This window comes from Sphingosinicellaceae bacterium, from assembly GCA_019285715.1.
GTDB lineage: Bacteria > Pseudomonadota > Alphaproteobacteria > Sphingomonadales > Sphingomonadaceae > Glacieibacterium.
The window spans coordinates 737,938-760,471 of sequence record CP079108.1 but is presented as its reverse complement, the minus strand read 5'-3'; the positions used below and the strand labels follow the sequence as shown (position 1 = coordinate 760,471).

Genomic DNA, 22,534 nt, shown 5'->3' with positions numbered 1-22,534 from the left:
GCTTACGATCCGGAAGCGCCTGTGGCGTCCGGAAAGCGCTTTTTATCGCGCGGCCTGGGCGCATCGGGGACGGGCATGTCCGACCAGCCGCCGCCGAGCGCCTTGTAGAGCGAGACCGTGTCGCGGCGCAGGGCACCGTCGCTTTGCGCCAGCGTGTCGCGCGTTTGAAGCAACGCTTGCTGGGCGTCGAGGACCGCGGTCAGGTTCTCGAGGCCGGAGACATAGCGCGCCTGCACGGCGTGGACGGACCGCTCGGCATCGACGACGCCCGCCGTGAGCACCGCGACGCGCTGCTGCTCGGTGGCAATCCGGACCAGCGCATCGTCGACGTCGCGCAGCGCCGCGAGCACGGTCCGCTGATAATCGAGATAGGCTTGGGTCGCGGCCTCGCGCCGGGCGCGGACGGTCGCCTTGCGGCGGCCCCAGTCGAGGAGCGGAAAGCTGAGCGCCGCGCCGCCGGTGATCTGGATCGAGTCCGCGGTAAACAGCTTCGACAGCGACGACGACAGCAGCTCCGCCGCGCCGGTTAGCGACAGCTTCGGATAGAGATCGGCCACCGCGACCCCGATATCCGCGGTAGCGCCGGCAAGATTGCGTTCGGCGGCGCGGATGTCGGGACGGCGGCGCAGCAGTTCGGAGGGCAGGCCGGGCGGAATAACCGGGGGTACCGGCGGGTCGACGCGGCGTTGCGACAGCTCGGCGGTCAGCGTGTCAGGCGCCTTGGCGAGCAGTACGCTCAGCGCGTGCATCTGGACGTGTTCCTCGGTGAGGATCTGCGGCAGCGTCGCCTGCGCGGCCGCAAGCTGCGTGCGCTGCTGGAGCAAGTTGCTCTCCGGCACGAGCCCTACCGTAGCCGTCTTGACCAGCAGGTCGAGGCTGCGCGTCTGGCGGGCGATCTCGGCCTTGGCGACGAGTTCCCGGTTCTGCGCGAGGCGGAGCTGGAGATAGGCGTCGGCGACTTCGGAGGTCAGCGTCACCTGCGCATCGCGGGCATTCCACACGGCCGCATCAACGCGAGCGACGGCGCCTTCGATGCCGCGCCGGACACCGCCGAACAGGTCGAGCTCCCAGGTCGCATCGAAGCCCAGCGAGAAGGTGTTGATACCGCCGCCCGGTAGCGCGATTCCGCCGCCGGAGCCGGATGAACCCCCGCCGGCCGCGCCGCCGCCGCTCGCCCCACCGCCGAACTGGCTCGCCAGCGAGGAGATGCCGGCGTTCTTGCTGAGCTTGATGTAATTGTCCCCCGCCATCGCATCGACGGTCGGCAAGCCCTCGGCGCGGGCGATGCGAACGTCGGTGCGTGCCTGCCGGATGCGCGACGCCGCGGTCTGGATGTCGAGGCTGTCGGCGAGCGCGATGGCGATGAGCCGGTTCAGCTCGGGATCGCCGAAGCCCTGCCACCATCTCGCGATGTCGAACGGGCGCGTATCGGTCGACTGCGGCTCGCCGTAGGCCGGGGGCGTCGGCAGGGCGGGCGGCGCGTAGTCCGGGCCGACCGTGCAGGCGCTGGCGAGCAGGGCGAGGAGGATGCCGGCGCGCTTCATGCCCCGCCCTCCCCGCCGCCTTCGCCGGGCTTGGGCGGGCGCAGGAACAGGGTCAGCGGCGCGACGATGATGACGAAGATCATCAACGCGTGGAAGGTGTCGAGGAAGGCGAGCGTCTGCGCCTGCTTCTGGACCTGGCTGTAGAGGATGCCGAGCTGGGTCATGTTGGCATCGGTCGCCTGCCCGACCAGCCCGGCGATATTACCCAGCCCCTCGTTGTAGTTCGGGTTGAGCGGGCTCAGCCCCTCGACGATCCGCGACTGCTGGACCTGGCCACGCTGGGCGAGCAAAGTCTGCGCCCACGAGATGCCGAAAGTCCCGCCGAGATTGCGCGCCACGTTGAGGAGCGCCGAGGCCTGGTTGGTCTGGTTCTTGGGCAGCCCGACGAAGGCGACGGTATTGATCGGCACGAACAGGAACGGCAGCGCCACCGCCTGGAACAGCCGCCCCTGCGCTGCGTCCCAGAACGAGATATCGGCGTTGAAATGCGACAGGTTCCACAGCGCCAGTGCGGTCACCACCAGCGCCGGAAACAGCAACAGCCGCGTATCGACCTTGCCGGTCAGCACCCCGACGAGCGGCATGACGACGATCGTGACAATGCCGCCGACGGTCATCGCCAGTCCAGCGTCGGTGGCGGAATAGCCCAGCACCTCCTGCAGCAGCTGCGGGATCAACTGCGTCGTCCCGAACAGGATCAGCCCCGTAGTCAGCATCACGAACAGCGCAATCGAGAAGTTGCGGTTGCCCATCAGCCGCAGGTTGACGATCGGGTCCTTGCGGTTGAGCTCCCACACGACCAGCGCGATCAGCGCGGTCGCCGACAGCGCCGCCGTGACAAGGATGAAGTTGCTGTCGAACCAGTCCTCGCGCTCGCCGCGGTCCAGCGTCACCTCGAGGCAACCGAGCCCGATGGCGATGAGCAGGAAGCCAACCCAGTCGACACTGAGGCCCGACTTGAGCTTTGCCGCACGCTCCTTCTTCAACGCCTCGGGCTCGCAGACGAAGGTGTTGACGAGGAGCAGCGAGCCGATGCCGATCGGCACGTTGATCAGGAAGATCCAGTGCCAGCTGATGTTGTCGGTGATGTAGCCGCCCAGCGTCGGCCCGAGCACCGGCCCGACGACGACGACGATGGCGTAGGCCGCGAATGCCTGCCCGCGCTTCGCCGGCGGGAAAGTGTCGGCGAGAATCGACTGCTCCGACGGTGCCAGCCCGCCGCCGCCGATGCCCTGCAGGATGCGCGCAATCACCAGGACCTGGATGTTCGGCGCCAGCCCGCACAGCAACGATGCCGCCGTGAACAGCGCCACCGACAGCATGTAATAGCGCTTGCGCCCGATGACGTCGGACAGCCACCCCGAGATCGGGATGACGATCGCGTTCGAGACCAGGTAGCTGGTCAGCACCCAGGTCGCCTGGTCGAGCGATACCGACAGGCCGCCGGCGATGTTGGTCAGGCTGACATTAGCGATCGAGGTGTCGAGCACCTCCATGAAGGTCGCGATGCTGATCACCGCGACGATCGCCCACGGGTTGCGGTCGCCCGCCGCCGAACGCTCGTCGGTCCAGCCACCCGCGGCCGCGCTCGCCACTCAGCGGACCTTGACCGTAGGGATCACCGACATGCCCGGGCCGATCGCATAGCGGCGCGGGTCGGGACGGTCGAACAGGATCCGGACCGGCACACGCTGGACGACCTTGACGTAGTTGCCGGTGGCGTTCTGCGGCGGCAGCAGCGCAAAGGCCTGGCCCGCGCCGCGCTGGATCGAGTCGACGTGGCCCTCGAAGTCGACGTCGGGGAAGGCGTCGACCTTAATGTCGACATGCTGGCCACGGCGCATGTCGACGAGCTGCGTCTCCTTGAAATTGGCAGTAATCCACAGCCGGTCGGGGACTATCGCCATGACCTGCTGCCCCGGCGCGACGTACGAGCCGAGGTTGACGCTGCGGTTGACGACCTGACCCGAGATTGGCGCGACGATGTGCAGGTTGCCGACGGTGTTCGACGCACTGGCGATCTGGGCACGCGCGGCGATGATCTGCGCACGGCTGGCGTCCGCCTGCTTCTTCGCGACCTCGATGTTGGCGGTCTGGCTGGCGATATCACGGCGCGCCGCGGCGGCCTGCGCCTCGGTGTTGCGCGCGTTGGCCCGGGCCGCGTCGAGTTGGGTCCCGGCCACCGCCGCCGGGTCAAGCTGCTGCAGCGCCAGATAGCGTTCGAGGTCGCGCCGGGCCTGCTCGGCCTGCGCCGCGGGGCCACGCGCGGTCGCTACCGCCTGCGCCCGGGTCGCGCGCGCCGCGGCGACCTGCGCCACGGCGGCGCGGACGTTGGCCTGCGCCGTGACCAGCTGGCCGCGCGCCTGCTCCAGCGTCGCGTTGGCGCTGGTCGGCTCGATGGTAGCGAGAATCTGCCCAGCGACGACATGGCGGTTATCAAGCTCCGCGACCCCGGTCAGGCGACCGGACACCTCGGCTGAAAGCCGCACGATGTGCGCGTCGACGAAGGCGTCGTCGGTCGACGTGTATTGCCGGGCGTGGAGCCAGTAGAGCGTGCCGCCGACGATCAGGACAACGAGGACGATGCCGCCGATGATCCAGAAAAGCGGGCGCTTGTAGAGCGGCAGCTTCTCCGGCTCCTTGGGCTCTTCATCGTCCCCGTCACCGCCCTTTGCCGGCTCAGATTTTCCAGCATCGTCATTTCCCACGGGTTTCTTCGCATCGTCGTCGGGATGCGGCTCGTCAGGCTGTACGGGAGCAGCTTCCGCATCTCGGCCATCCGGTTCAGGTCGGTCGCGATCTTGCCTATTTTCGTCAGTGCTGGTCATGCCCGAAGAGACTGTGGTGTTACCATGTTATCGGGCCCTGCGTGCCGATGACGATCGGCTAACTCGCGACGTAGAAGCTGATGACCGCTTAATTGTTCCGTTCCAGTCTTGCCGCGGCAGAGCAGCGCATGTCGCTCCCGACCCGCGCGAACTTACGGCACCGAGGCGGACCTCGAAGAATGCGATGGATGGTCGCAGAGCGGGTGCGGACGTTCGGAGGCTGCCAATTCGGCGAGCAGCGGTCAGCCGCGCTTAAGCACGAAGCGGGCAGCACTGAATACGATCACGGCCGCGAGAATGGAGTCGAGCGTCGGCAGCGAGGTCAGGGCGATCGCGGTGTGCGCTGTAAGAAACCCGACCGCACTGCCTGCCAGCCACGCCGCCAGCGCCGCGTTTCGAGCCGCTCGGCCCGGGGCGGCGACGGCCTCCCCCGCCGTCAGCGTCGCCAGGATCATGACGATCGCCAGCGGCGGCAGGCTGACGCCGAGCACCAGCAGGAACGGGATGAACACCGTCTCGGCCCCGAGCAGGACGAGGCCAAGGCCGACCAGCGTGGCCGCGATGATGACGGCGGCGAACGGCAGGCGCGGCAGCTGGTTCGAGAGTGACAGGCTGCCGGAGTAAAGGCTTGCGGACGCGTCGATGCCCGAGCCGAGCGCCAGGATCACAAGCGCCGGCACGCCGAAACCGAGCAGGATCATCGCCGAGATCAGCTCGGGCGTGTGGGTGACGCTGCTGGCCAGTGCGGACAGTGTGAGGACGAGCGGATAGACGATGCCCAGCGCCGCGGCAGCAGCACCGGCGGCGGCCATCGGCCGGCGCACGAAGCGGCCGTAGTCGGGCTGGATGACGATGCCGACGATGTAGCTGCCGACGACGGCGGAAACGGCTTCGCCGAAGCTCAGCGTGTGGGTCGCCACCGCCGCCGTCGCTTCGCCGAGGCGCGACAAGACGAGCAGCGTGGAGAGGCCCAGGAACGCCAGCGTTGCCGGGATCAGCACGAGGCCGAGCCGCTCCAGCCCCCGTGTCCCGCGCAGGGTCACTGCCGCAATCAGTAAGCAGGCGGGAACGGCGACGGCCAGCGGTGCCACCGTCACGCCGGTCAATCTCGACAGTGCGTGAGCCGCGGTTTCACCGAGCACGCTGATCCCGACCCCGAACCAGCCGACTGCCGACAGCGCGATGATCAGCTTGACCGCGCGCGCACCGACAGGCGGCAGGACGGCGTCGACGAGCATCGCCAGGCCCATCCGTGTGCGCGATCCCGCCCAGGCGGTGCAGGCTCCGAGCACCCCCGAGATCGCGCCGCCGATGCCGACCGCCGCGAGTCCTGCCGAGAACCCCAACGCATCGAAGATTCGTGCCGCGAGGATAAACGCCGGCAGCCCGCACATGCTGCCGGCGACGATGAAGAATACCTTGCGGCCACTGCCCTGCCGGTCGCTGGGCACCAGTTCCGCGGCAAAGCCGTCGAGGGTGGCCCCGGGTGCCGCCTTGGTGGTCATGGCGGTGCCCGGTACCCGCTCCCCCTAGAACTTCACCTTGGCTTCGACACCATACGTCGCCGGCTGTGCCCGAAAACCGATGTCGAACTGCGCGCCCGAGTATTTGCCAGGATTGAAGTCACTGTAATATTTGACGTTGAAGACGTTGCGGCCAAAGCCGTACAGCGACCACGCGCCCTTTTCGATACCGGCGCGCAGGTTCACGATGTTGACCGCCTGCTGCACGTCGAGGTTGTCGACCTGCCAGTATTTCTTGGTCCGGTGCTGGAAATCGGCGCGCAGGATGAGATTGGTGTCCGCGCCGATCGGTCGACTATACTGGGCGCCGAGATTGAGCGTCCACGGTGTTGTCTTCGGCGTGTGGTTGCCGACGGTGTCCGGCGCGGCGGTGTTGCGGCGGATGTCGGTGTCGGTCGTACCGAGCGCCGCGGTGAGTTCCAGGCCCTTGGCGACCAGCGCCTGCGCCTCGAGCTCAACACCCCAGATGTTGACCCTGTCGATGTTGCCGATGATTTGCGAGCCGGTCGTCACGTCGATGTAGAACGACTGATAATTATGGTCCTTCTCGAGATAGACGGCGCCGTTAAGACGCAGGCGGTTGTCGAGCCAGCTGGTCTTGAAGCCGGCCTCGTAGTTGGTCAGCGTTTCCGCCTTGTAGACCGGGATTACGACCGTCGGGGCGTTGTAGCCGCCGGACCGGAAGCCGGTGCTGTAGGTCGCGTACAGCAGGTGCGACGGGTCGATCTTGTAGGTCAGCGTGACCTTGGGCTGGACCTTGGAGAAGTTGGCGACGCGCTCGCCGCCGCCGATCTCGTCGGTCTGGTCACGCCGGTCGTGATCGTAGCGCAGCGCGCCGGACAGGGTCAGCGCATCGTTGATGTCGTAGTCGAACTGGCCGTAGGCGGCGTAGGCATCGTTGGAATTGTCTTCCAGCAGATGCACGATGATCAGCGACTGGTTGTCATACTGGGCACGGCTGCCGTCGAGATCGATGAACACCTGGGTATTCAGCGAGCGCTTGGTGTGAAGGTAGTAGCCGCCTAGGATCCAGCGAAACGGCTTGTGGGAATCCGACACCAGTCGCAGTTCCTGGCTGGTCAGCTTGAGCCGCAGGTCCTGACCCTGCCCGGCCTGGAAACCAAGCCCGGCGAAGCCACTCGGCAAGTCGACCGGGTTGTCGAAATCGAGGTCGCCGCGGTAGCTCTCGACCAGGTCGGTGTGCGCGGTGATGCTGGTCAGCGTGACGCCGCCGAAGTCGTAGTCGGCCTTCAACGAGTAGTCGCCGACGTGGCCGAACGACAGGCCCTCGATGTTCGAGCGCGGCGACTGGAAATCGTTGGCGTCGCCGCTGAGGACGACGCTGTCGTAGATGCTGCCGGCCGAGAAATCGCGGTAGGACGCGCGCAGGTCGAACTGCAGCCGGTCGCTGGCGATGTAGTTCAGCTGGCCGCGCAGGTCGTAGTCGTGCTTGACGAAGTCCACCGCCTTGCCGGTGTAGGCGTTGTCGATGCGGCCGCCATCGTACTTGTAGCTGCCGCTGGCCCGGAACAGCAGGGTGTCGGGAATGATCGGCCCCGACACCGCGCCGCTGATGTTGACGGCGTCGCCGTTGCCGTAGCTGGCATCGAGGAAGCCCTCGAAGTCGTTGGTCGGCCGCTTGGTGACGATATTGATCGCACCGCCCAGCGCGTTGCGACCGTAGAGACCACCCTGAGGGCCCTTCAGCACCTCGATCCGCTCGATGTCGAACAGGTCCATCCGCAACTGCTTCTGGCTGTTCTGCGGGACGCCGTCGACAATCACCGCGACGGGCGCATCGGCGTTGTTGATCTGCGCCAGCCCGCGCACGGTGATGAAGCTGTTGAGATAGGTGAACGACTCGTCGAAGGTGACGTTCGGCACCAGCATCAGCGCGTCGGCGGTCGACTTGATGCCGGCCTTCTCGATGGTCTCGGCACTCAGCACCGTCACCTGGATTGGCACCTCCTGCAGCTTTTCGCTGCGGCGCTGCGCGGTGACGATGATGTCGTTGAGCTGGGCCGCCGGGACCGCATCGTCGGCGGCGCTGGCCAGTCCCGGCGTACCGAGCGCAACGCCGGCAAGCAGGATCGAACGCAAGGTTTTGTTACCGATCATCTCATAGTCCCCTTTCAAAGATTTCGCTGGCGGCCAGCAAAGCTCTTCCCCGTGTTCATCCGTCGAGTTGATCGATCGGCGTATAATTGCCCGGCAGGTCGAAGGCCGCCGGCCCCATCACGACCAGAGCCTCGGGCGTGCGCAGCGCCGCCGGTGCGAGGCAGCCGATGACCGCGACGCGCTGGCCGTAGCGCAGCGCCTCGGTCGGGATCGGCTGCGCGGTTTCGCGGTCGACGATGGTGATCAGATCCGGGACGATCGCCCGGACGACGCCGTCGATCTCGACCGACAGGTTCTCGTTCTGGAACGCGACGACGGCGTTGCGCTGGCCGTCGAGGCTTTCGATCTCGCAGCGCCCGAGCACCCAGCCGCGGCTGGTGTCGCGCCGCAACCCGGTGATCTTGCCGTCGAACAGCCGTCGCGCACCGCCGTAGAGCGGATGGTTGTCGAGCACGGCCAGCAACCGGTCGATCGGCTCTGCCGTTTCGTCACTGCTGCCGCGGATTGCTGTGCCGATCATCAACGCCGCGGAAATGCTGCCGCCGACCGCCGCGCGCCGGCACTCGGCGCCGGTCATCGGGTAGCAGGACAGGGTCGCGCTCGCCCCGAACTCGACGACAAGGGACCGTGCCAGCTGCTCGGCGCGCAGGCCGGTGCGGGCAACGACCAGCGAATAGTCGCCGAACTCGTCCGACAGCACCAGCGGTGCGCAGCCGACGCCGGCAACGTTGTAGGTCGTCATGTTGAGCGCCGGGAAGGCGCGCCCCATGCCGTCTCCGTCGATGATCGGCAGACCGCGCATTGCGGCGTAGGCGATCGGCAGGGTGGCGTTGATGCCGCCGATCTCGGCCGCGATGATCGCGGTCGCGGTGCGGCCCATGTGGCGCTCGAGGGCACGCACGGCACCGTCCGCATCCTCGACCGACAACAGTTTTTCGATGAGGATCGTCGGCGCGCCCATCGCCGCGGCGGTGTAGACCGCGTCGTGGTCGGAGAGTTCGTCGAGCTGCATCAGCCGCACCGGTCCGTGCTGCGCCAGCGCCTCCCGGCACAGCAACGCGCCGATGTAGGGGTCGCCGCCGCCGCCGGTGCCGAGGAACGCCGCGCCGGTGACGAGCTCGTCGATCATCTCGACGGTGAGGAACTCAACCATTGGCCGCATCCTTCCGAAGGCTGGAGCCCAGATTGGCGAGGTCGCCGACGGCACGGCAGACGATGCGCCGCGCTCCGCCGGGCAGATATTGTAGCGGCAGGTCGTCGACCTCGGTGATCACGATAGTGGCGGCATCGGCACCGGCGCTGATCGCGGCTTCGGTGGCGCGCGCCTTGGCATCGGCGATCGCGTCGTCGCGCCCGGCCTGGTCGCAGTTGTAGATCCGGTCGACGCTGCCGCTGACCTGGCCGATGGCGGCGCCGACCGCGTTGGCGACACCGGCGTCGGGCGGCCGGATCATGTCGCTGATACCGTGCAGGGCGCGAGTGATCAGCACCGAGCCGCCACCCACGAGGATGAGCGGCATCGACGCCCGGCTCGACTTCATCCGGTCGAGGCCGTCCGCGAGCAGCCGGTGCATCTCGACGACGCCGCGCTCGACCATGGTCCGGTCGAGGCGCTCGACCGCGCTCCGGTCGCCGATGTCGCCGTAGCCACCGGCGACGCAAAGGTCGGTCGCGGTCAACGTGTTGCCGCCGAACACAAGCGCCTCGTTGGCGATGCGGTAGCCGACCGAGTCAGGGCCAACAGTGACGGTATCACCGTTGCTGCGAACGCGGCTGCCCCCGCCCAACCCCAGCGACAGGATGTCGGGCATGCGGAAGTTGGTGCGGATGCCGCCGATGTCGACGTGCATCGACGACTGCCGCGGGAAACCGCCGACGAGCACCCCGATATCGCATGTCGTTCCGCCAATGTCGGCGACCAGCGCATCGGCATTGCCGGTCAGGAAATAAGCACCGCGCAGCGAGTTGGTCGGCCCGGCGGCGAAGGTCAGCACCGGGTAGCGCTGCATGTGCGCGGCGCTCATCAAGGTCCCGTCGTTCTGACTGACGAAGAACGGCGCATCGATGCCGAGGCTGTGCAGCGCGTGGCCGAACGCGCGCGCAACATGATTGGCGAGCGGCCGCAGGCTGGCATTCATGATCGCAGCGTTCTCGCGCTCGATCAGCCCGGTGCGGCCGACCTCGCTCGACAGGGTCACGCTGATGCCGGGGATCTCGTCCATCAGGATGGCGGCGGCCGATTGCTCGTGCTCGGCGTTGACCTGGGCGAAGATCGACACGACCGCGACCTCGGTGATGCCCTCGTCGGCGATGCGGCGGGCCATAATGCGTAGCGCCGGCTCGTCGAGCGGCGATATCGTGCGCCCGTCGAACTGGAAGCCGCCGGCGATCATCGCGATCGGCCCGCGCACCGCGTCACGGAGCATCGGCGACCAGGCAGCGAATGGCGGAATGCTGCGCGCTGCCGGAAATCCGATACGGATCGCGGCAACGCGCGCAAGTCCAACGGCCTGGACGAAAGCGTTGGTAAAATGAGTCGTGCCGATCATCACCGAGTCAATCTCGGTAGCCGGCACGCCGGACTCGCTGAGCAGGACGGCGATCGCTTCGCGGATGCCCTCGCTGACGTCGGCGGTGGTCAGGCGTTTTACCGAGGCTACGACCCTGCCGGCATCGACCAGTACGGCATCGGTATTGGTCCCTCCCACGTCAACGCCGACCCGCATGTCAAACCCTCATTGCTACAGCGCAATGAGGCCACGGGAGGCATTTGAATGCCAACGCCGATTCAAGGAGGTTACGCTATCCTACTTAGGAGGTTTTAGTCCCCAACCCGTCATGAAGGGCATCCTGACGCGCCGCCGCTGCCGCCCGGTCGCGAACGCCGAGCTTGCGGAACAGGCCCTTGAGATGAAAACGCACGGCGTGCTCGCTGATACCGAGCCGGCGTCCAATCGCCTTATCCGACCCGCCGATCGCCAGTTCGAGCAGGATCTCGCGCTCGCGCGGGGTCAAGTGGGTCCGCGGCACCGTTTGTGGGAATCCAGCCAGGAAGTCCGCCAACCGTGCCGGTGGATTTTCCTGGACGACCGCCAGCCGGCGCGCGGTGGCCGGGCCGCCGAACAACTGGAACGCGGCGCGCAGTCCGGTCGCGTTGCCGACTTCCAGGGCGTCGCGGAAATCCCGGTCCGCCGTGTTCGCCTCACCAGTGCGGTCGAGCACCGCGGCGCGGACCAGTAGCCCGCGCACAAGGCTGCGCTTGAGGCCGCGATCGCGCGCATAGTCGATCAATTCCCCGGCGGCATCACGCGCGTCAGCGAAGTCGTCTCGGGCCAAGCTGACATAGGTCCGCGCCAGCAGCAGGAACTCGCGCTCCTGCCACGATGCCTGCGGGTCGATCACGAGGGCATCGGCAGCGACCGCCGCGAGTTGAGCCTGCTCGAACGCGCCAAGTAGCCACGCCTCGCCGGTCAGGCAGATCGAAAGGGACTCGAGCAGCACGGCAATCCGGTCGAGGCTCTGCGCCCGCAGGCGGCTGCACAGCCCCTCGATCGTCGCGACGGCCGTACCGATGCCGTGGTCGATCACCAGCAACCGCATCATTGGTTCATAGGCCGCCACATACACGTCCAGCCACGCCTCCGACCCCGGCAAGCGATGCCCCGATAGACGAAGATGGCGCCGCGCGTCGGCGAACCGGCCGCTCTCGAAGGCATGCTGGGTTGAGAGCGCGGCCACCACGGTCTCCGCGCCATGATCGTCGCGGAAGTGCATTCGCCATAGCCGCCTGGCGTCGGCTAGCGACGATCCGGCCTCGGGCAGCGATCCACGCGCAATCGCTATGGTCGCATCATGCACGCTGAGGAACATCCGGTGGTACGACGAATGCGTGCGCTGCGCCTGCCCCCGCGCCTCCAGGAAATAGGCAACCGCGTGATCGAACTCGGCCTTTTGAGAGTGCCGCATCGCCAACATGGTCGGCAGCAGCATCCGCAGCATTGGGTCGTTGTTCAGCGCCACGATGCGAACCAGAATGGCATCGTCCGCGGCGAGCAGCGTCCGGCACCCGTAGATGTGGAGCACGGCGTGAACGATCGTCGCATCGCGTTGCGCATCGGCGGTATCGGGCATGATCGCCATCGCGCGCTCGAACAGCGCATTCGCCTGTCCGGCCTCGCCGTCCTTTAACAGCACGATGCAGCGCAGGAGCATCAGGGCGGGGGCGGTTTCCGTCAAAGGCCCGGCGATACCGACCAGATCGTGGAGATCGCCAAGCAGCATCCACAATCGCAAGTCGCCGGCGGCCCTGACATACTCCGCCAATCGGCTCGGTGATGGGCCCTGAACGACAAGCCGCGCCGCGGTCAGGATATCGCCGCGGGCCGCTGCCCAATCGGCGACCTGCTCCAGCGCTGTGCCGTTGCTTTTTGGCAGGGCCCGATGAAAAAGACCCCGCAAGCACTGGTTCAACAGCGCGTTGAAGCGAAACATCCCCTGCCCGGCGACGACCAGTAGAGGTCCGAGATGGCGGACCAGTGTATCGATCGACAGCGCCGGGTCTGGCGCCAATATGCGCAGCAGTTCGGCATCGAAGCCCGGGGCCGTGCTGATCGCTGCCAGCGTCGGCAGCCATTCTGCCGGCAGCGCGCCCAGCACCTCCTCGGCCACGTACGACGCGATCAGGCTGGTCTCGAGATACACGCCGTCATCGTCGATCTGGCCACCGGCCAGCAGATACTCCCCCAGCAGCCACGACGGCGCGGGCCAGCCTTCCGTGACTCGTTCCATCCGGCGCATCTGGTCGGCAGTCAGCCGTCCCTTCCACAGGCGAGCCAGATCACTGCGCCGAAGCAGCAGCGCCGTGCCGTTGACGATCGTCGCATGGCCGCTTGCCTGCCAGCGCGCGAGATGAAGTCCGTCGTGGTTGCGGAGCGAGATGACGAGGCGTCCGGAGGGCGAAGCGTCGAGGAACAGCGCACACAGCATGTCGCGCACTTGCGCTACCAACCGGTCGGCACCGTCGATGATCAGTGTCTGGGCGCTCGCCGCAAGTTCCCGAACGGTCGCCAAGGCTGCGGCCCCGTCACGAGAGAGTGTCGCCGCTTCACCGTCCAGCCACGCTACGGAATCACCCGATGCCCGTTGCGAACTGGCAAAATCCCGCAGGATCCGGGTTTTCCCGAAGCCCGCCGGTGCCACGATCACGATGATCCGGCAGCCGCCGCTTGCCGCCATCTCGAGGTGATTGTTGGCCATCGCCGCAGGTGTACGAGGGCGGGGACCGGATTGATATTCAGCCGTCAGATCAGCTGAAGCTGCGATCGAAGCCTTTCCAGACGTCGAGCTTCCTCGGCAGCAGGCCGGCGCGGAAATACCGGTCGGCGGTCTGCTGTTCGTAGGCGATCAGGGTGTCGTCGATAGGGACTCCGGTACGAATGGTACGCTTATTCACGGTTTTCCATATATCGAGCGGGATGCCGGTCTCCCGGTGCATGAGCTCCGAGTAGGCATCGCGGTGCTGCGCCGCCCACTCCCACCCGGCGTAGAGACGTCGCCGTTAGTCCTGTAAGATCAATCGCTTACTCGAAATCGCGCCGTCGCTGGCGAACAGCAGCGTGTAGGACGTCACGTAGCCCTCGGCATGGATGATCCGGGCGCCGCCCTGCGCAGCGACGGTCGCGTTGGGGTCCCAGACCGCCCAGGCGTCGACCGCCCCGCTCTGCAGCGCCGCCAGGCCGTCGGACGGCGGCATGAACGCCAGGCGGACCGCATCGAACGGGCGCCCCTGCTTCTCCAAGGTTGCCAGGACGAAGTTGTGCGCGATCGAGCCGCGTGTCGTCGCAATGGTCTTGCCCGCCATGTCGGCGAGCGACCGCATGCTCGAATCGCCGCGGACGACAAGCACGGAGCCGAGTCCGGTGTATTTCTGCGCGCCGATGGTCTTGATCGCCGCGCCGCTGGCCATGGCCGGGATAAACGCCGCATCGCCGCCGATCCCGGTGTCGATCGCGCCCGCGTTGAGCGCTTCGAGCAACGGTGCCGCATTCGGGAATGTCGCCCATTCGACCTTGTAGGGAAGCCCGCTCAGCTTGCCGGCGGCGTTCAGCACGACCCGCGAGACACCACGCTGGTCGCCGACGTAGAGCGTGTCGGCCTTTGCATCCGAACCCTTGCTGCAAGCCGCGAGCAGAGCCGATGTGATGGACACGCCGAACGCGCGTCGGGTCAGGCCGCCCGCGGCGGTCAAGTGTCGCGCACCGGTCGTGTGTTGCATCGGGTCCGCGAGCTCCGGAAAGTCGAACGACTTAGTCGGCCGTGGCGGGACGAACCGCAAGGTCCGGCCGGCGCACGACCGCGATCAGATCGTCGAGCAGCCGTTGCCCATATCCCAGACGCCAAGGCCCGACGCCGCATTGATGTGCCCGAGCGCGCCCGCATCGACGAAATCCGCGCCCCAATATTCGGCGCCGCAAAACAGAAATTCGGCGGGACCGCAACGTGGCTGGCCGCGCCATGTCGATCGAACGGGGTGGGGACAATCGAGGACCCGCTCGCCAGCCTTATATCCAGCGCTACGCGTGGGATTACTGCGAAAATCTTGCGCACACAGCGCCCGGTATTCGGCGTGCGGACGTCGGGCGCGCATGCCGCAAACCGGAAGCGCGATAAATCCGCTTCGGACCCCTTGCCACCCGAAGGGACTCCGGCTCAATGCCGGTGCGAACTCATCAATTTTCGATGGGATCGACGGCGGGAACGACAGCGCGTCGTGACCATTGGTTCTACACCGTGACGCGCCCGTCCAAGGCGCTCGCTCAACGAGGTTTTCGATGCTGATTCGCGCCGGGTACGAAATCATTCTCGGCGTCAACGTCCCGACCGCGATGACCGCGATGTTGAAGGTCCACCCATCGCGCGTCGCCGACCTGCGCACCCCGGAAGTCGTCGTCACCAGCCGGGGGCTGGAGACCCGCGATTATGTCGACCGCTTCGGCAACGTCTGTACGCGGATGACGCTGCCGCCGGGCGATACCGTGCTCAGCTGCGACCTGGTCATCGAGGACAGCGGCGAGCCCGATGCGTATGTGCCCGATGCCGTCCAGCACCATGTCGCGGACCTGCCGGACGACGTGCTGATCTACCTGCTGGGCAGCCGCTACTGCGAGACCGACCGCATGTCGGGGCTGGCGTGGAACCAGTTCGGAGGCATCGAACCCGGCTGGGGCCGGGTCCAGGCGATCGTCGAATACTCGCACCAGCGCCTGCAGTACGGCTACGAGCACGCCGACGCGACCCGGACCGCGCACGAAGGCCACGAGCACCGTGTCGGAGTGTGCCGCGACTTCGCCCACCTCGCGATTGCGCTGTGCCGCTGCATGAACATCCCGGCACGCTATTGCACCGGCTACCTCGGCGATATCGGAGTTCCCCCGGCGGCGACCGACATGGATTTTCACGCCTGGTTCGAGGCCTATCTCGGCGGCCAGTGGTACACTTTCGACGCCCGGCACAACCGCCCGCGCATCGGCCGCATCCTGATGGCCCATGGCCGCGACGCCACCGACACCGCCCTGACCACGACCTTCGGCCCGGTCTGGCTCAACGGCTTCAAGGTCCACACCGACGAAGTCGCGACCATCGAGCTAACGCCCGCCTGAACCCGCCCCCGACGTGCGTTGCCGATGCCGGGAGCGCTCGCTAAGGTAGGTCGCTCCTCGGTAATGTTTGGGAAATACCCTGTCCGTCGTCGCTGCACTCAATCACGTTACCAGATACCGTTACAACGAGCCCGTCACGCTCGGGCCGCACGTTGTCCGCTTGCGGCCGGCCCCGCACACCCGGACCCGGATCCCGAGCTATTCGATGAAGGTGACGCCGGCGGCGCACTTCATCAACTGGCAGCAGGACCCGCACGGTAACTGGCTGGCGCGGATCGTTTTTCCGGAGCCGACCACCGAGTTCAGCATCGTCGTCGACATGACCGCCGAGATGGTGGTGATCAACCCGTTCGACTTTTTCGTCGAGCCGTACGCGACGACGCTGCCGTTCAATTATCCCGAGCAACTGGCGCAGGATCTGTCGCCCTACCTGGTCGTCGACGACGGCGGGCCGCTGCTTGAAAAGATGTTCAGCGACCTGCGCCTTGAGGGCAAGGGTACCGTCGACTTCATTGTCGGGGTCAACGAGCAGATCGCGCGCGCCGTCGAGTACACGGTGCGCATGGAGGTCGGGGTGCAGACTCCCGACGAAACGCTCGCACTGGCGCTCGGCTCGTGCCGCGACAGCGCTTGGCTGCTGGTCCAGCTGCTGCGCCGGATGGGCATGGCGGCGCGTTTCGTGTCGGGTTATTTGATCCAGCTCAAGGCCGACATCGACCCGGTCTCGGGCGCGCAGGGTACCCGCACCGACTTCACCGACCTCCACGCATGGGCCGAGGTTTATATTCCGGGCGCCGGCTGGATCGGCCTCGACGCGACCTCCGGCTTGCTGTGCGGCGAGGGCCACATCCCGCTCGCCGCTTCCCCGCACTACCGCTCCGCCGCAGCGATCACCGGCGGGGCGAGCCGCCCGGCGGACGACTTCGAATTCTCGATGACGGTGTCGCGGCTGGTCGACACGGTCCGCATCACGCGGCCATTCGAGGATATCGACTGGGACGCGCTCGACGCCGTCGGCGAACAGGTCGAGACCGACCTCCAGAAGCAGGACGTCCGCCTGACCATGGGCGGCGAGCCGACTTTCGTGTCGATCGACGACTTCGAGGCGGCCGAGTGGAACATCGACGCGTCCGGCCCGACCAAGCCGATCATCGCCGAGACCCTGCTCCACCGCCTTCGCGAGCGCTTCGGCCAAGGCGGCATGCTCCACTACGGCCAGGGCAAATGGTACCCGGGTGAGCCGCTGCCGCGCTGGGCGCTGGGGCTGTACTGGCGGCGCGACGGCCTGCCGGTCTGGCCCGAGTCTACGGTCGATCCGCTGCGGGTCGAGGCGGGCGTCACCATCGCGGACGCCGAGGGCTTGATCACCCGGCTCGCGGTGCGGCTCGGGGTCGATCCGGCGCTGATCATCCCGGCGCGCGCGGATGCGCTGCACTTCATCAAGGCCGAGGGCGATCTGCCGTCGGACGTCGACCTCGCCGCAACCGCGATCGACGAGCCCAAGGCGCGCACCCGGCTGCGCCGCGCCATGCAGGGCGGCCTGTCGAAGGCCGTCGGCTACGTGCTGCCGCTGCGCCGCGCCTTCCACAAGTCGGAGGGCGGCGGCTGGCTGAGCGAGGCGTGGCACTTCGCCCGCGAGGGCCTGTTCGTCATCCCGGGGGACTCACCGCTGGGGCTGCGGCTGCCGCTCGACACGCTGCCGACGCTGGCGGACAAGGACTATCCGCACATCGTGCCGCTCGACCCGTACGTCGAGCGCGGGCCGCTGCCGGACTATGGCGCCGTCCAGCCGGCCCAGCCGCCGGCACCGTCGAAGCGCAAGCCGCCCGTCGTCCGCACCGCGCTCAACGTCGAGGCGCGCGACGGCATGCTGTACGTCTTCATGCCGCCGATCGCGCGGCTGGAGGATTATCTCGAGCTGGTCGCGCAACTCGCCGCCGCCGCCGAGGGCCTGCCGATCCGGCTGGAAGGCTACCCGCCGCCCGATGACCGCCGGATTGGCGTGCTCAAGGTCACCCCCGACCCCGGCGTCATCGAGGTCAACGTCCAGCCGGCATCGAGCTGGCGCGAAGCGGTCGACATCACCAACGGGGTCTACGAGGACGCGCGCGCCACGCGGCTCGGCGCGGACAAGTTCATGACCGACGGCCGTCACACCGGCACTGGCGGCGGCGCGCATGTCGTGGTCGGCGGGGCCAGTCCCGCTGACTCGCCGTTCCTGCGCCGTCCGGACGTGCTGAAAAGCCTGCTAATCTATTGGCAGCGGCATCCGGCGCTGTCGTACCTGTTCGCCGGGCTGTTCGTCGGCCCGACCAGCCAGGCCCCGCGCATCGACGAGGCCCGGCACGACGCCCTGTACGAGCTCGAGATCGCGCTCAGCATGATCCCCGGTGCGAAGGCCAAGCGCCCGGCGCCGTGGCTGGTCGACCGGCTGCTGCGCAACCTCCTCACCGACGTCAGCGGCAACACCCACCGCACCGAGATCTGCATCGACAAGCTGTACTCTCCGGATGGCCCGACCGGACGCCTCGGCCTCCTCGAATTCCGCAGCTTCGAGATGCCGCCCGACGCGCGCATGAGCCTGTCGCAGCAGCTGCTGATCCGCGCCCTGATCGCGTGGTTCTGGCGCGAGCCGCAGGACAGCGGGCTGGTGCGCTGGGGGACCGGGCTGCACGACCGCTTCATGCTGCCGCATTTCGTGTGGGAGGACTTCAAGGAGGTGCTCGCCGACCTGAACCGCGCCGGCTACGCCTTCGACAGCCAGTGGTACGAGGCACAGCGGGCGTTCCGGTTCCCGGTCCACGGGCAGGTCCATTACGGCCCGGTCAGCCTCGAAATCCGCCACGCGCTGGAGCCGTGGCACGTCATGGGCGAGGAGGGCTCGGACTCCGGCACTGTGCGCTTCGTCGACTCGTCGGTGGAGCGCCTGCAGGTCCGCGTCGAGGGCTTCAACCCTGAGCGCCACGTCATCACCTGCAACGGCCGGGCGCTGCCGATGACCTCGACCGGCAACTCGGGCGAGGCGGTCGCGGGTGTCCGCTACAAGGCGTGGAAGCTCCGCAGCGGCCTGCACCCGACCCGCGAGGTCGACGCGCCGCTGACCTTCGACATCATCGACCGGGCGTACAACCGCTCGCTCGGCGGCTGCGTCTACCACGTCGTCCACCCCGGCGGCCGCAACTACGAGACCTTCCCGGTCAACTTCTACGAGGCCCAGGCCCGGCGGAAAGCGCGCTTCGACGAGCATGGCCACACGCCCGGCGTGGTGAAGCCGCCGCTGCCGGAACGCACCGCGGAGTTCCCGCTGACCCTCGATCTGCGACGTCCGCGTGGTCGCTGACGGGTCCGTCGCGGCGCGGTCGGCAGACGATCTCGACCCCGCCGCCGCGCACCGCCTGTCGACGTGGCTGCGCAACTACCGGACCCTGATCGGGGTGCCGGACGAGCTGTTCGACGTCATGCGCCGCCCGCGCCCGGACTGGCTCAAGTTCCTCGCCGGGTTCGCGGAATACCCGGAGGACGAGTCGAAAAGCCGCTTCGACCTCGCCACCCGGCACATCCGCGATACCGGCGTCTCGTACCGCATCTACGGCGAGGAAACCGAGCGCAGCTGGCCGCTCAACCCGCTGCCATTGATCCTCGGCCACCGCGAATGGGCGCAGATCGCCGCCGGCGTCGAGCAGCGCGCGAACTTGATCGAGGGGGTCCTGCAGGACATCTACGGCGAGGGCAAGCTGGTCGAGAGCGGCGCGCTGCCCGCCGCCGCGCTGACCGGCAGCCTCGATTTCGTGCGGGCGATGCGCGGGGTCAAGCCACCCGGCGGGCGACACATGCCGATCTACGCCGCCGACCTTGGGCGTGGGCCGGACGGGCGCTGGTGGGTGCTCGACGACCGGACGCAGGCACCTTCCGGGGCGGGCTATGCGCTGGAGAACCGCCTGGTCCTGTCGCGAGCCTACCCCGGCGTCTACAACTCGATGAACGTGCAGCGGCTGGCGCCGTTCTTCGACGGCATGCGCAAGGGCCTCGCCGCCAGCGCCAGTCGCAGCGACCCGCGCATCTGCCTGCTGACGCCCGGCCCGTTCAGCGAGACCTATTTCGAGCAGGCGCACCTGGCGCGCTACCTCGGGTTTCTGCTCGTCGAGGGTGCCGACCTGATCGCGCGCGACGGCAAGGTCTACGTCCGCACCATCGCCGGGCTGAAGCGCGCCGACGTCATCCTGCGCCGGGTCGATGCCGACTATCTCGATCCGCTCGAGCTGAACGGCGGCTCTCGGCTCGGCACGCCCGGCATCCTCGAGGCGATCCGCTCGGGTGGCGTCGCGATGGTCAACATGCCCGGCACCGGGGTGATGGAGTCGAAGGCGCTGCTCGGCTTCCTGCCGAAACTTTGCCGGCAGATGCTTGGCGAGGAACTCAAGCTGCCCAACATCGCGACCTGGTGGTGCGGGCAGCCGCAGCAGCAGGAGCGCGTCGAGCAGAGCTTCGACGACCTGGTGGTCGGCCCCGCCTTCAACGTCTTCGGCGGCAACCGCGAGCAGTCGAGGGCGCGGGTCATCGCCGACCTGCCGGCCGCCGACCGCGCCGACCTGCTCGCGCGCCTCCAGGACCGTCCCGGCGATTTCGTCGGACAGGAGATCGTCCGCCTGTCGACGATGCCGGTGCTCAGGGGCAATCGGCTCGAGGCCGCACCATTCGTGCTCCGCGTCTATGCGGCATGGACCCCCGACGGCTTCAAGATCATGCCCGGCGGCTTTTGCCGCACGTCGGAGCGCACCGATGCCCGCGCCATCTCGATGGGCGACGGCGCGCACACCGCCGACGTCTGGGTGATCGACGACCAACCGGTCGAGCGCACGACGCTGCTCGCCAGCACGGACGACGTCACCGTCCGCCGCATCCTCGGCCACCTGCCCAGCCGCGCCGCCGACAATCTGTTCTGGCTCGGCCGCTACATCGAACGCGCCGAGGCGACGCTGCGCCTGGCGCGCAGCCTGTGCACCAGCCTGATGGTGTCGGAGTCCGCGATCCACAGCAGCGGTGAGACGCTGGCCGGGCTGCAGCAGCTCCTCATCGACTGGGGTGCGCTCGACGAGACCGCGCTCGGGCGCGGTTCGCTGGAGGCGGCGCGCGACACCCTGCGCGACCAGGAGGCCTACGGCTCGGTGGTCTACCTCGTCCGCGCCGCGCGCCGCACCGCGGCCAGCATGCGCGAGCGGCTGTCGGCCGACTTCTGGGCGCTGCTGCTCAACCTCGAGACCGAACTTGTCGACACCGACCGCACGCCGCATTCGGAGGCCGAAGCACTCCAGCAGATCGAGCGGGCGCTGCAGATCCTCGCGGCGCTGTCGGGGCTGGCGCAGGAGAACATGATCCGCATCGCCGGCTGGCGCTTCCTCGACATGGGCCGCCGCATCGAGCGCGGCATCAACGCGTGCCGGATGGCGCGGACCTTCGCCCACGACGCCTCCACCACCGACGACCTCGACCTGCTGCTCGACCTCGTCGACAGCCAGATCACCTACCGGGCGCGCTACCTGGTCGGGCTGGCGCTGATCCCGGTGCGCGACATGGTGGTGCTCGACTGCTTCAACACGCGGTCGCTGGCGTTCCAGGTGCTCACCGTCAAGGAGCATCTGAAGGCGTTGCCGGCGCTGCTCGACGACGGCATCCTGGAGGAGCCCGAGCGCATCCTGCTGCCGTTGAGCACGGAGGTCGAGGTCAGCGAGGCCGCGACCCTCGATATCCCGACGATCGAACGCTTCGAGCAGACCCTGATGCGGCTGTCGGGGGCGGTCGCCGACCGTTATTTCCTGCAGGGTGCCAAGGCCGTCCCGACGATCAAACTTGCCGGCATGGGATGATCTACACGATCGGCCATCGGACGACCTACACGTATGAAAAGCCGGTCGGCTTCGCGCGTTGCGTGCTGCGCCTGACGCCGGCGACGTCGCGGACCCAGACCCTGCTCGCCAGTGCCCTGCGGATCACCCCGGAGCCGGTGAGCACTATGGTCGGGCGCGGCCCGTTCGGCGAAAGTACTCACACCATCGTCATCGACCAGACCCACACCGAGCTGGTGATCGAGGCGAACTCCCGCGTCGAGGTCGAGCCGCAGGTCGACCAGCAATTGTTCGAAAGCGTCGCCTGGGAGGCGGTCCGCGTCGAGGCCTTCGGCACCCGCGACATCGGTGCCGACGGGCCTGCGGCCTTCCTGTATCCGACGCGCCGCACGCCGGTGGTCCCGGCGATCACCGACTACGCCCGCAGCAGCTTTGCCGCGGGTCGTCCGATTATCGCGGCGACAACCGACCTGATGTCGCGGATGTACGCCGACTTCCGGTACGACCCCGAGACGACGACGGTCTCGACCCCGGCGGCGGAGGCGTTCGAGGCGCGCAGCGGCGTCTGCCAGGACTTCGCGCACATCATGATCTCCGGCCTGCACGGCCTCGGGTTGCCCGCCGCGTACGTCAGCGGCTACCTCCGCACCAACCCGCCGCCCGGACAGCCCCGGCTGGCGGGCGCGGACGCGACCCACGCCTGGGTTTCGGTGTGGTGCGGCGCGGCCAGCGGCTGGATCGGTTTCGACCCGACCAACGCCGTGCTCGCCCGCGAAAGCCACATCGTCCTCGCCACCGGCCGCGACTATTCCGACGTCGCGCCGATCGATGGCATCATCCTCAGTCCCGGCGAGCAGATCATCAAGGTCGAGGTCGACGTCGTGCCGGATGGCGAGATGGTGGCGCAGGGCGGTCTGGCCATGACGCCGGCGGTTCACTAAGGGTGCCGCCCGGTCGGGTGGCCACCAGTGGAATTGCCGTCGTGAACGAACCTGACGCGCCAGCCTTTCACATCGCGGC

At 67.7% G+C, this 22,534-nt stretch carries 14 protein-coding genes and 1 pseudogene; 4 read left to right on the top strand and 11 right to left on the bottom strand.

Annotation, left to right across the window (positions count from 1 at the left end; translation table 11 throughout):
* Positions 1-2: 2 nt before the first annotated feature.
* From KX816_03610 to KX816_03560, 11 genes and pseudogenes are all read right to left on the bottom strand, one after another.
* Entirely contained in the window at positions 3-1,544 is a 1,542-nt protein-coding gene (locus tag KX816_03610) for an efflux transporter outer membrane subunit (protein ID QXQ07149.1), read from the bottom strand.
* Positions 1,541-3,139, bottom strand: a complete 1,599-nt coding sequence (locus KX816_03605) for a DHA2 family efflux MFS transporter permease subunit (protein QXQ07148.1) — start codon at positions 3,137-3,139, stop codon at positions 1,541-1,543. Before KX816_03605 ends, KX816_03610 begins: the two co-directional genes overlap by 4 nt.
* The gene (locus KX816_03600) at positions 3,140-4,372 is read right to left on the bottom strand and encodes an HlyD family secretion protein (protein QXQ07147.1); all 1,233 of its coding nucleotides are present in this window, start codon (positions 4,370-4,372) and stop codon (positions 3,140-3,142) included.
* 242 nt (positions 4,373-4,614) lie between these two features.
* Positions 4,615-5,877 carry a cytosine permease gene (locus tag KX816_03595; protein ID QXQ07146.1) on the bottom strand — a complete coding sequence of 421 codons (1,263 nt, stop codon included), beginning with the start codon at positions 5,875-5,877 and terminating at the stop codon, positions 4,615-4,617.
* A 24-nt stretch (positions 5,878-5,901) separates the two neighbouring features.
* Positions 5,902-8,013 (bottom strand): TonB-dependent receptor, encoded by a 2,112-nt coding sequence (locus tag KX816_03590; protein ID QXQ07145.1) that lies wholly within the window; start codon positions 8,011-8,013, stop codon positions 5,902-5,904.
* A 55-nt stretch (positions 8,014-8,068) separates the two neighbouring features.
* Positions 8,069-9,166 carry a DUF917 domain-containing protein gene (locus KX816_03585; protein ID QXQ07144.1) on the bottom strand — a complete coding sequence of 366 codons (1,098 nt, stop codon included), beginning with the start codon at positions 9,164-9,166 and terminating at the stop codon, positions 8,069-8,071.
* Positions 9,159-10,739: a hydantoinase/oxoprolinase family protein gene (locus KX816_03580; protein ID QXQ07143.1), complete on the bottom strand. Its 1,581-nt coding sequence runs from the start codon at positions 10,737-10,739 to the stop codon at positions 9,159-9,161. Before KX816_03580 ends, KX816_03585 begins: the two co-directional genes overlap by 8 nt.
* An 85-nt stretch (positions 10,740-10,824) precedes the next feature.
* Positions 10,825-13,269: a LuxR C-terminal-related transcriptional regulator gene (locus KX816_03575; protein QXQ07142.1), complete on the bottom strand. Its 2,445-nt coding sequence runs from the start codon at positions 13,267-13,269 to the stop codon at positions 10,825-10,827.
* A 49-nt stretch (positions 13,270-13,318) separates the two neighbouring features.
* A complete protein-coding gene (locus KX816_03570) occupies positions 13,319-13,465 on the bottom strand; it encodes a hypothetical protein (protein ID QXQ07141.1) in 147 nt (48 codons plus the stop codon).
* 105 nt (positions 13,466-13,570) lie between these two features.
* Positions 13,571-14,221, bottom strand: a complete 651-nt coding sequence (locus KX816_03565; GenBank protein QXQ07140.1) for an ABC transporter substrate-binding protein — start codon at positions 14,219-14,221, stop codon at positions 13,571-13,573.
* 97 nt (positions 14,222-14,318) lie between these two features.
* A pseudogene (locus KX816_03560) lies at positions 14,319-14,872 on the bottom strand (alpha/beta hydrolase).
* Between KX816_03560 and KX816_03555 the strand changes: the two are divergent.
* The 4 genes from KX816_03555 to KX816_03540 all read left to right on the top strand — a co-directional run bounded on the left by KX816_03555 (position 14,844) and on the right by KX816_03540 (position 22,455).
* A complete protein-coding gene (locus KX816_03555; protein ID QXQ07139.1) occupies positions 14,844-15,671 on the top strand; it encodes a transglutaminase family protein in 828 nt (275 codons plus the stop codon). The pseudogene KX816_03560 and the gene KX816_03555 sit on opposite strands and share 29 nt — an antisense overlap.
* Positions 15,672-15,750: 79 nt before the next feature.
* Positions 15,751-19,011, top strand: a complete 3,261-nt coding sequence (locus tag KX816_03550) for a transglutaminase family protein (GenBank protein ID QXQ08381.1) — start codon at positions 15,751-15,753, stop codon at positions 19,009-19,011.
* Positions 19,001-21,535: a circularly permuted type 2 ATP-grasp protein gene (locus KX816_03545; GenBank protein QXQ07138.1), complete on the top strand. Its 2,535-nt coding sequence runs from the start codon at positions 19,001-19,003 to the stop codon at positions 21,533-21,535. The genes KX816_03550 and KX816_03545 overlap by 11 nt, the downstream gene beginning before the upstream one ends.
* A complete protein-coding gene (locus KX816_03540) occupies positions 21,532-22,455 on the top strand; it encodes a transglutaminase family protein (GenBank protein QXQ07137.1) in 924 nt (307 codons plus the stop codon). Before KX816_03545 ends, KX816_03540 begins: the two co-directional genes overlap by 4 nt.
* Positions 22,456-22,534: the final 79 nt, after the last annotated feature.